Genomic DNA, 10,244 nt, shown 5'->3' on the forward strand with positions numbered 1-10,244 from the left:
ATTCAACTCTGCCAAAAACAATTAATCCTAGAGGTAGATATGAAAAAGACAGCAATCGCAGCCTTGCTTATCGCAGCCATTTCAGCCAATGCAATGGCTGACGAAATTACCGTGATTTCGTTCGGTGGGGCCAGCAAGGATGTACAGACCGAAGCGTTCTACAAACCCTTCGCCAAAGCCAGTGGCACCAAAGTGATCGCTGGCGAGTACAACGGCGAGATGGGCCGGATCAAGGCGATGGTTGACACCAAAAGTGTCAACTGGGACGTCGTGCAGGTCGAAGCGCCGGAACTGATTCGCGGTTGCGAAGAAGGCCTGTTTGAACCGCTGGACCAGAGCAAGCTGGGCAAGCCTGCGGACTACGTGCCCGGCACGCTCTCCGAGTGCGGTGCCGGTGTGTTGGTATGGTCGATGGCCATTGCTTACAACGGTGACAAAGTCAGCAGCGCCCCGACCGGCTGGACCGATTTCTGGGACACCCAGAAGTTTCCTGGCAAGCGCAGCCTGCGCAAAGGTGCCAAATACACGCTTGAAGTGGCCTTGATGGCCGACGGCGTGCCTTACGCGGATATCTACAAACAGCTGTCGACCAAGGAAGGGGTGGATCGCGCGTTCCGTAAGCTGGACGAAATCAAGTCGGATATCCAGTGGTGGGAAGCCGGCGCGCAGCCGATGCAGTTCCTGGCCAGCGGTGACGTGATCATGAGTACGGCCTTTAATGGTCGGGTATTCGCCGCTCAGGAAACCGGTGCCAACCTCAAAATTGTCTGGAATGGCAGCATCTACGCCATCGACTCGTGGGCGATTCCAACGGGCAGCAAAAACAAGGCCGCGGCTGAAGACTTTATTGCGTTCACCCTCAAGCCGGAAAACCAGAAGATCCATACCAAAGAACTGGGCTATGGTTCGGTCAACCTGAACACCGCAGGGTTGTTGGACCCGGCACTGGCGGCGCGCTTGAACACCGCACCGGATAACCTGTCGCAGGCCATGCCGATCAACAACGAATTCTGGGTCAACCATGGCGAGGAACTGGAGCAGCGCTTCAATTCCTGGGTTGCTAAAACGAAATAACCCTTCAGCGTCAAGTGTCATCGAATGCGGCCTGCCGGCGATTGAAGCCTGGCGGGCCGCCTTGCGCTGGGCGGTAACAGGGCCGATGAAAGTTGCCTGCGCCCGCTTGGCAACCCATCATCATGGTGGTAATGGTGATGGCATCGCCCGTCGAGACGGGCAGCGTTCGCTGTACGCCCCCCCTTCAATCAAGGCCAAACAATGATCGAATTGAACCAGGTTTCTGCCTTTCAACAACAGACGCAGGTGTTCGACCGGGTGTCGTTAACCATTGGTTATAACGAACGTGTCGCCATTCTGGGGCCCAACGGTGCAGGCAAGAGCACCTTGTTGAAGCTCATCAATCGCGAGCTTTATCCGGTTGAGCGGGACGGGAGCTACCTGAAACTGTTCGGCAATGAAACGGTGAACCTCTGGGCTCTGCGTAGCAAGATCGGTTTCGTTTCTCAGGACATGCAGGAGGAGTACACCCCGTATACCACGGCCCTAGATGTCGTTATTTCCGGTTTCTTCGGTTCCATGGGGGCCCATGCGCACTTACAGCCGAACGAGGCGCAAATCGCCCTGGCGCGCGTATTGATGAACCAATTGTGCGTGGACATTGATGAGCAGCGCATGTTCCAGCGCCTGTCCACCGGGCAGAAACGCCGGTTGCTGTTGGCGCGTGCGCTGGTTCATCACCCTCAGGCCTTGATTCTGGATGAGCCCACCAGTGGTCTCGACATGGGGGCCAGCTTGGGGTTGCTGTCTTTAATGCGTCGTTACTGTGGCGAGGGGCGCGCCATGATCATTACCACCCACCACATTGATGAAATCATCCCCGAAATCGATCGCGTCATATTGATCAACCAGGGACGTCTGGTTGCCGATGGCCCTAAACACGAGATTTTGACCAGCGAGCAGCTGTCGGCCCTTTACCAGACGGATCTGCAGGTGTCGGAGAACAAGGGCTGGTACCGCTGCTGGCACGGTTGACGGGGCAGGGGCAGCACCGCAGTGCTGCCCACCGTACAGGCTAGAGTGCCCGTACCAGCGCCGCTGCCGCGATACCGGCCGCAATGGCGGGCAGTGGCTTTTTCACGATCAGCATGATGACGGCCGTGGTGAGTAGCGCGGCGCGGGCACCGTTGTCACCGGTGACGGCCAGCGGGGCGAGCACGGCGATCAATACCGAGCCGGACATGGCGCTGATAAACAGCTGTACCCGACGGCCGATCGGGATGAACGACATGATGAAAACCCCGCCCCATCGGGTGGCAAGGGTGACCAGGGCCATGATCGCAATGATGATGAAGGCCCCTGAACCGCTGGTATCAATATTCACTTTTTATCGTCCATCCAGAAGGCCCCTAACAAACCGCCCGCCAATGCCCCGACCACCACATGGCTGTTCGGCGGCAGATAGCGATAAGCGAGCAATGACGAGCAGGCGGCGACGCTCCAGACCACAAACATGCGCAGGTTTTTCTGACCGCCCACGACCATGGCCAGCAAGAAGCAGCCCATCACCATGTCCAGCCCCAGGCTGACCGGGTCGTGAATCTCATTGCCGAAATGCAGGCCCAGCCAACTGCCCAACAGCCAGGCGGCCCACAAGGCAATGCCGCCCCCCAAGAGCAGGCCCAGGCCGGGTTCGCCCCGGCTGAACGCTTGCATCGACATGGCCCAGTTGGCATCCGACACTACGAACATCACGCCATAACGCTTGGCCAGTGGCAGGTCGCGCACCCAGGGGAACAACGTGGCTCCCATCAACAGGTGGCGGGCGTTCACGGCAAATACCGTGATCACCAGGGGAATCAGCGGCACCTGGTCCCCCCATTGTTCCAGCACCGCGAACTGCGAGGCACCGGCAAACACCAGGGCGCTCATGGTCAGGCTTGAGGCTTCACTCAAACCCGTTTGTGCGGCGGCAAGGCCAAACGCCAAACCAAAAATAACCACGAACAGGGAGATGGGCATCAGTTGTTTGAATCCCCCCCATACATCGCTGAGTTCCAGCGTCGTGATGCTCTTTTCAATAGGTTGCAAGCCTCATCTCCTTCTTATTAAGTGCACGGCTGCGAACAGTATCCTCTGGATACAAAAAAGCGATAAACGCATAATTCGACATTCCCATATTTGATTATCGAATGCAGGCACTGGGCATGAATCAGCAGAATCTTCAGATTGATTGGCTCAAATGCTTTGTCGCCGTGGTCGATACCGGATCCTTGTCCAGCGCGGCCCCTGAGGTGCACCGCTCCCAGTCGGCGGTGAGCATGCAGCTCAAGAAGCTGGAAGCGGCAGTGGGACGGCCCTTGTTGATACGAGACGCCCGCCATCAGCAACTGACCCACGACGGGCAACTGTTGCTGGGGTATGCGCGGCGGATCCTGGAACTGCACGCCGATGCTCAGGCCGCCTTTCATGGCGACGAGCTGGCGGGGCGGATTCGTCTGGGGGTGCCTGACGATTACGCCGCCAAGTACCTGACCCCCGTGCTCAAGCGTTTTGCGCCACGCTACGGCGCGGTTGAGATTGAGCTGGACTGCGAGCAGTCCACCTCTCTGATTCCGCGTATTCAGCGCGGTGAGCTGGACCTGGCGCTGGTATCGCGTGATCACCCGCGGCGCGGCACGCTGCTGTTTCCTGAACCCATGGTGTGGGTCGGCTCCCACGAATTTGATATCTGGCGACGGGATCCCATTCCGATTGCCACGTATGAAGGGGCCAGCCTGGCGCGGCGCAGTGCAATTAACTCATTGGCCCGGCAGGGCCGCCATTACCGGGTGGTGTATAACAGCTCCAGCCTGGCCGGGCAGATCGCGGCTGTCGAAAGTGGCCTTGCGGTGGCTGCTCTGGCACGCTGCAGCGCCCCCGACCATTTGCAAGTGCTCGGCCCGGAACATGGCCTGGGCCCACTGGAACCGATGCAGGTCGCGGTGTATCGCAGCCGGGCCTCGCAAGGTTCGAAACCCGTGGACAGCCTCTACAACATGCTGATAAAGACCCTGCGAATACCCGCATGAGCTTGCCTGCACCGCTACTTTTAACGTTGACTATGTATTTAACGGCCATTTCGGCTGAGGGAAAGAAATGATTCCAGAATGGGAAATGTGTTTACGGCTATTGCTGGCAGCCGGGTTGGGCAGCCTGATCGGTATACAGCGTGAACACCTGATATGGACGGCCGGGTTGCGTACCCACATGCTGGTCGCCACCGGTGCCTGCTTGTTTATGATCGTTTCCGCTTTCGGCTTTCAACAGGCGCTGACTCAACCGGGCACCCAGCTGGACCCGTCCCGGATTGCGGCGCAAATCGTGACCGGCATCGGTTTTCTCGGTGCCGGGTCCATCATGATGCGTGGGGAGGTCATCAAAGGCCTGACCACCGCTGCCAGCCTGTGGGCTGTGGCGGCCATCGGCATGACCGTGGGCGGCGGGCTCTACTGGCTGGCCATTGCCGCAACCACTTTGATTCTGACCATTCTGATTGCCGTGGGCCCGCTGGAGCACAAGTACCGCGATTACATCAAGGTTCATGTCTTCCGGCTGGTTGCCCCCACGGGCGTATTGACGCGCCAAAGCCTGGAAAAACTGCTGGGCGTGCAGGCTGATCGGATCAAGCAAGTGATCGTCGAACAAGGCCCGGAACTGGGCACGGAATGCGTGACGGTTGAATTCAGGAAGACCACCCGCCAGGAGTCGGTCGAGCTGCTCAAGCACATCCTGACCCTGCCAGAAGTACGCGAAGAACAGGCACCGCATTGAAACGTTGCGTGTGGGGCACCCTCCGTACAGTGGCCACTGTGGGTGACGCAACAGTTGCTCAACAGACTGTCGCTCTGAGAGCAGCGACAGGCTGTGCCGGAGCCTGAAAACCCGGCGCACACGAGGCGGCATGGTCTGTGCAACAGCCCTGGAAAATAACCCAGGAACTGCGCCCCATGCCTGCACTCACTGCTCGTCTTCCCCGTTTTCGTCCCACCCGTTTCTGGCAAGCCCTGTCATTGGCTGTGCTGGGTGTCGGCCTGGCAACACTGGCTCAGGCCGATGACTCAGACGTGCCGTCCCTGGCCGGTAAACGCATCGCCATCAGCATGACCGGTACCAGTCACTACTTCGATATCAAGGCTTTCGAGGCGCAGATCGCTGAGATCAAACGGCTGGGCGGGACGCCGATTACCCTGGATGCCGGGCGTAACGATAAGAACCTGGTGACCCAACTGCAAACCGTGGTCACGCAAAAGCCCGACGCGGTGATTCAAACCCTCGGCACGCTGAGCGTCATTGACCCGTGGCTCAAGCGCATCAGCAAGGCCGGCATCCCGTTGTTCACCATTGATGCCCCGTCGCAGTACAGCCTTAACAACACCACCTCGGATAACGTCGCCACGGGCAAAAACCTGGCGGATCAATTGATTGCCGACAGTGGCGGCAAAGGCCGCATTCTGGTGTTCAACGGTTTTTACGGCGTGCCGGTGTGCGCGATTCGTTATGACCAGCTCAAGCTCGCCCTCAAGGATCACCCTGAGCTGACTATCATCGAGCCCGAACTGCGCGACGTGATCCCCAACACGGTACAGGACGCGTACAGCCAGGTCAGTGCGCTGCTCAACAAGTACCCCAAGGGCAGTGTCAGCGCCATTTGGTCGGCCTGGGACATTCCGCAGTTGGGGGCCAGCAAAGCGCTGGTGGATGCCGGCCGCACCGAGATCAAGACCTATGGCGTGGATGGCACGCCCGAAGTGCTGGAACTGCTTAAGCGCGAGAATTCGCCTGTGGGGGCCGTGGTCGCCCAGCAACCGGCGCTGATCGGCAAGACCGCAGTGCAGAACGTGGCGCGTTACCTGGCCGGGCAGCACGACGTGCCCAAAGAAACCCAAGTGCCGACCCTGCTGACCACCGCCGCGAACCTGACCCAGGTGCAACAGTTGCGAGGCGATCAATGACGGCTGAGACACCCCCCGCCTTGCACCTTCAGGGAGTGTTCAAGCGCTTTGGGCCAACCCGGGCGCTGGACGGTGTCGACTTGCGGGTTGAGCGCGGCTCCATTCATGGGCTGGTCGGTGAGAACGGGGCTGGCAAGTCGACCCTGATCAAAGTGCTGGCCGGCATTCACCGGGCGGACAGCGGCACCCTGGCGGTCGACGGCCAGGTGTTCAGCGCATTGAGCCCGCGCCAGGTCGAAGCGCTGGGGGTGCACTTTATTCATCAGGAGCGCCTGTTGCCGCCGAGCTTTACCGTGGGGGAGGCGCTGTTTTTCGGCCATGAGCTGCGTTACGGGCCCTTTATCCGGCGGCGCGCCCAGGCCCGTGAAGCGGCGCGTCTGCTGCGAGAGTATTTTGACCTGGAGTTCCCGCCGGGTGCGCTGGTGAGCGAGCTGGACAGTGCCCAACGCCAGATCCTGCAAATTACCCGTGCCTTGCTGGCCAAACCGAAAATCCTGGTGTTCGACGAGCCCAGCGTGTCGCTGGTCAAGCGCGAGGTCGACCAATTGCTGGCGATTATCCGTCGCCTGCGCGATCAAGGGCTGTCAATTCTATACATCTCCCATTACCTGCAGGAAATCGAGTGCCTGTGTGACCGCGTGACCGTGTTGCGTAACGGCCGTGCGGTGGCGGTGGTGGACCCGCGTACCACCTCCACTGCCCACATCGCTCGGCTGATGGTCAACCGCGAGGTCAGCGATATGTACCCCAAACCCGTCATCACACCGGGGGAGGTGGTGCTGGAACTCAAGGGGCTCGGTGCCGGGCAGGCCTATCGTGATATGGACCTGACCCTGCGCCGTGGTGAAGTGCTGGGGCTGACCGGGCTGGTGGGCTCAGGTGCCAAGCCTTTGCTCAAAAGCCTGTTCGGGCTGGTGCAGCCAGATCGCGGCACACTGCATTTCCAGGGGCAGGTGATTCGCCTGACGTCGCCGCGCGCTGCGGTGCACCACGGCATTGCGCTGGTGCCTGAAGAACGTCGCAGCCATGGCGTTGCACCGTTGCTGTCGGTGCTTGAAAACCTGACCCTGGCCGGGCTTTCGCGGTTCAGTCGGTATGGGTTGTTGAGCGCCGGGGCGCAGGCGCAGGAAAGTGATCGACTGATTGCCGAACTGGGTATTAAAACGGCTGGCCACGACGCCGCCGTGCAACACCTCAGTGGCGGCAATCAGCAGAAAGTCGCGCTGGGCAAATGGCTCAGCCGCGACGGTGTGCTGTACCTGCTGGATGAGCCCACAGTGGGCATCGATATCGGTGCCAAGGTTGAAATTTACCGTTTGATCGCACGCCTGGCGCAACAAGGCGCGGCGGTGCTGGTGCTGTCTTCTGACCTGCCGGAACTGATCGGTATCACCGACCGCATTCTGGTCATGCACCGCGGCACACTGGCGGGTACGTTCGACGCGCGGCAAGTCGACAGTGATCGCCTGCTGGCCTGTGCCACCGGAGCCCGGGAAACCGTGGCGACGCCTCTTACACCTGCGCGGGAGCCTGAACATGCCTTCGTCTGACGTACTGGGCCAGGTGCCCGGCTTTTCTCGCCAACTGAGCGTGTTACTGCTGCGACGCGGCTCGTTGCTCGCGTTTGCCGGCATTTTGGCGGTGTTTGCCGTGACGGCCCCCCACTTTCTCAGTGCCGGCAACATTGCCAACGTGTTCGCCCAGTCGGCGATTCTCGGCATTCTCGCCTTCGGGTTGACCTGCGTGGTGATCGGCGGAGGTTCCCATGTGGTGTCGGGCGGCCTCGACCTGTCGCTGGCCGCCAACCTGGGGGTGTGCGCGGCGGTCTACAGCAGCCTCAACAACGCCGGCGTGAATGCTCCGCAGGCCATCGGGCTGACCCTGATGTGCGGCTTGGCGGTGGGCGCGTTAAACGGTTTCACCGTGGTAGTGCTGCGCTTGCCCCCGTTATTGGCCACCTTGGCAAGCATGAACCTGATTGCCGGGCTGGAATTGGTGCTGACTCAAAACAGTGTATTGCCCACCGATTCTGCGGTGCTCGATGCGCTGGTAGACGGGGTGTGGCTGCACGTGCCCGCGCTGGCCTGGGTGTTGTTGGGCACGGGGTTGCTGTTGGGGTTGTTGATCCAGCACAGCCCTTACGGTTTGCGCCTGTACGCCGTGGGTGAATACCCCGAAGCCGCACGGGCGGCGGGGTTGAACGTAAAGGCCTACGTCTTTTCCAGCTACCTGCTGGCGGGTCTTTGTGCCGCAGTGGCGGCGTTTTGCTCGGCAGCGTACTTCAGTGGCAGCACCACCGGGTCGGGCGACCTGTTGCTGTCGGTGGTGGCCATCACCTTTCTTGGGGTGGTGTTTTCACGCCGACTGGTGGCCAACATCCCGGGCACATTACTGGCGGCCCTGTTGCTGGGCTTTTTGATCAATGGTTTTCAACTGCTCAGCATCGCCAGTTTCTGGGTCAACGGTGTGCAGGGTGTCTTGATATTGCTGGTGGTGGCTCTATCCAGCGCCTTGCGCCAAGAGGAGGGTGGCCAATGACCGCGCCGGCGCAAACACCGGGTTCCAGGGTTCTACTGAGCCGCGCCCTGCGCGGGGTATTACCGTTGCTGATCATCCTGATCGTCGTGTTTTTTTCCCTGACCGCTCCGGGGTTTCTGAGCGTGGGCAACCTCAGCAGCCTGGTACTCAATAACTTCGTTTTGTTGGCGATTGTCGCCATCGGCATGACCTGGGCGGTGGCGGCAGGGGGGATCGATCTGTCGGTGGGCACGGCGGTGGACTTCGCCAGCCTGGCCTTTGTGGTGCTGCTCAATGCCGGGCATGGCCTGAGCGTGGCCATCCCTGGTGCTTTGCTGGCGGGTGCGCTGGTCGGCGGCTTCAATGCCGGCCTGATTGCGGGGCTGCGCATTACCCCGTTCCTGGCGACGTTGGGCACGCTATTTATCGGCACCAGTGTTCAGCAACTGCTTAGCGAAGGCGGGCAGCCGATCTACATCGCCCAGCACGTCTTGCCCGGCATCACACGCCTCACCTGGCTGGGTGTGCCGCTGACGTTATGGTGCGTGGCGGGCCTGGCCCTGCTGTACGGCCTCGTACTGGCTCGCGGGCGGCTGGGGCGTGAAATCCTGGCCGTGGGCACTCAGGTGCAGGTAGCGCGTTACTCGGGGTTATCGATTCGGCTGATCACCCTCAAGGTATTTCTGGCCAGTGCCGTGGCGTGCGCAGTGGCGGGCGTGGTGTTGAGCTCGACCGTGAATGCTTACGTGCCCATGTCGGGCAATGCGTTTTTGATCAACGCCATGGGAGCGGTGTTTATGGGCACGACCTTGAGCCGTACCGGCCGGGCCAACATCCCGGGCACCTTGCTTGGGGTACTGTTTATCAACGTGATTGCCAACGGGCTGCTGTTGATTGGCTGGAATTTTTATTGGCAGCAAGTGGCAACCGGTGGCTTGATTCTGTGGGTGCTGGCGTTCAGTTTTGCCAGCCGCCGGTTGGCCTTGCAGCCGCGCTAACGCTTGATCAAGGCCGGCTTGGGTCACGCGATTCAGCCGGCTTTTGATAAATCCCCTCAAGTCTTTCCAAACAATAGGAAAGCCCCTACATCCTTTTACCCCCTTGGCATGAAACTTTAAGCGCCCTGTAGGGAGCGTATCTCTCCACGCTCCGCCGGCCTGCTGAAGTGTTTACGCCAGGATGTAGCCGATGCCCACGCTCACCTCTTTTTTCGATCACAGCCGCCATAACCTCGACGTGCGCGCTGCTCGCTTTAGCCGGTATGGCCGACCGCCCGGCCCGGCGCTGCCGGGGTTGAGCTGGCCGCAGGTCAAGCCGTTGCGCACCGTGCACGGCGTGGTCACGGCTTGTCCGGCTCCATCCCCACGGACTACCACCGAGCCCTGTACGCGGCTGTGATGCACTCAACCCATGACCCGGAAGGGAAAGCCCATGAATGACCCCGACATTGTGGTGCCCGTCGCCCTGCAACACAGCCAGCAGGCGACCTGCACCCCGCCCTGGTACGTGCAGTACACCGAATACCCGCCTGCGATAGCCACCTATCAAGCGCTGATCAACGGTGAAGAAACCTTCAAAGCCGTGCATTTGGCTATCGCCAAGGCCACTAAAACCATCGACATCATTTGTTGGGGCTTTCAGCCGTCGATGTACTTTATCCGCGACGGCAAGGCCCCAAGCATCGGTGAACTGCTTATGGCCAAAGCCAGGGCAGGGGTC

11 protein-coding genes and 1 pseudogene are annotated in these 10,244 nt (G+C 60.3%); 10 read left to right on the forward strand and 2 right to left on the reverse strand.

All coding sequences use genetic code 11. The annotated features are described in order from the left end of the window. Nucleotides 1-39 precede the first annotated feature (39 nt). Both Q1W15_RS22725 and Q1W15_RS22730 read left to right on the forward strand, forming a co-directional pair. Nucleotides 40-1,074, forward strand: a complete 1,035-nt coding sequence (locus tag Q1W15_RS22725) for an ABC transporter substrate-binding protein (protein WP_300732878.1) — start codon at nucleotides 40-42, stop codon at nucleotides 1,072-1,074. Nucleotides 1,075-1,275: 201 nt separating this feature from the next. After that, nucleotides 1,276-2,049 (forward strand): ABC transporter ATP-binding protein, encoded by a 774-nt coding sequence (locus Q1W15_RS22730; RefSeq protein ID WP_300732881.1) that lies wholly within the window; start codon nucleotides 1,276-1,278, stop codon nucleotides 2,047-2,049. Between the two features lie 40 nt (nucleotides 2,050-2,089). On the opposite strand, the gene Q1W15_RS22735 is transcribed toward Q1W15_RS22730, so the two are convergent. Continuing rightward, a complete protein-coding gene (locus tag Q1W15_RS22735) occupies nucleotides 2,090-2,398 on the reverse strand; it encodes an AzlD family protein (RefSeq protein ID WP_300732884.1) in 309 nt (102 codons plus the stop codon). After that, the gene (locus Q1W15_RS22740) at nucleotides 2,395-3,105 is read right to left on the reverse strand and encodes an AzlC family ABC transporter permease (RefSeq protein WP_300732887.1); all 711 of its coding nucleotides are present in this window, start codon (nucleotides 3,103-3,105) and stop codon (nucleotides 2,395-2,397) included. The genes Q1W15_RS22735 and Q1W15_RS22740 overlap by 4 nt, the downstream gene beginning before the upstream one ends. 116 nt (nucleotides 3,106-3,221) lie before the next feature. On the opposite strand from Q1W15_RS22740, the gene Q1W15_RS22745 reads away from it, so the two are divergent. The 8 genes and pseudogenes from Q1W15_RS22745 to Q1W15_RS22780 form a co-directional block, all read left to right on the forward strand. Continuing rightward, nucleotides 3,222-4,085, forward strand: coding sequence for a LysR substrate-binding domain-containing protein (locus Q1W15_RS22745; protein ID WP_300732890.1), 864 nt, complete (start codon nucleotides 3,222-3,224; stop codon nucleotides 4,083-4,085). 67 nt (nucleotides 4,086-4,152) lie between these two features. Next, on the forward strand, nucleotides 4,153-4,827 hold the full coding sequence (locus Q1W15_RS22750) for an MgtC/SapB family protein (RefSeq protein WP_300732892.1): 675 nt from the start codon (nucleotides 4,153-4,155) through the stop codon (nucleotides 4,825-4,827). Between the two features lie 176 nt (nucleotides 4,828-5,003). After that, a complete protein-coding gene (locus tag Q1W15_RS22755; RefSeq protein ID WP_300732895.1) occupies nucleotides 5,004-6,008 on the forward strand; it encodes a sugar ABC transporter substrate-binding protein in 1,005 nt (334 codons plus the stop codon). Continuing rightward, nucleotides 6,005-7,558, forward strand: coding sequence for a sugar ABC transporter ATP-binding protein (locus Q1W15_RS22760; protein ID WP_300732898.1), 1,554 nt, complete (start codon nucleotides 6,005-6,007; stop codon nucleotides 7,556-7,558). Before Q1W15_RS22755 ends, Q1W15_RS22760 begins: the two co-directional genes overlap by 4 nt. Continuing rightward, nucleotides 7,545-8,546 carry an ABC transporter permease gene (locus Q1W15_RS22765; protein WP_300732901.1) on the forward strand — a complete coding sequence of 334 codons (1,002 nt, stop codon included), beginning with the start codon at nucleotides 7,545-7,547 and terminating at the stop codon, nucleotides 8,544-8,546. The genes Q1W15_RS22760 and Q1W15_RS22765 overlap by 14 nt, the downstream gene beginning before the upstream one ends. Then, on the forward strand, nucleotides 8,543-9,523 hold the full coding sequence (locus tag Q1W15_RS22770) for an ABC transporter permease (protein ID WP_300732904.1): 981 nt from the start codon (nucleotides 8,543-8,545) through the stop codon (nucleotides 9,521-9,523). Before Q1W15_RS22765 ends, Q1W15_RS22770 begins: the two co-directional genes overlap by 4 nt. Before the next feature lie 190 nt (nucleotides 9,524-9,713). Beyond that, a complete protein-coding gene (locus Q1W15_RS22775) occupies nucleotides 9,714-9,923 on the forward strand; it encodes a hypothetical protein (RefSeq protein ID WP_300732907.1) in 210 nt (69 codons plus the stop codon). A gap of 33 nt (nucleotides 9,924-9,956) precedes the next feature. Further along, nucleotides 9,957-10,244, forward strand: a pseudogene (locus Q1W15_RS22780) (phospholipase); the annotation flags it as partial.

Source organism: Pseudomonas sp. (assembly GCF_030150285.1).
Lineage (GTDB): Bacteria > Pseudomonadota > Gammaproteobacteria > Pseudomonadales > Pseudomonadaceae > Aquipseudomonas.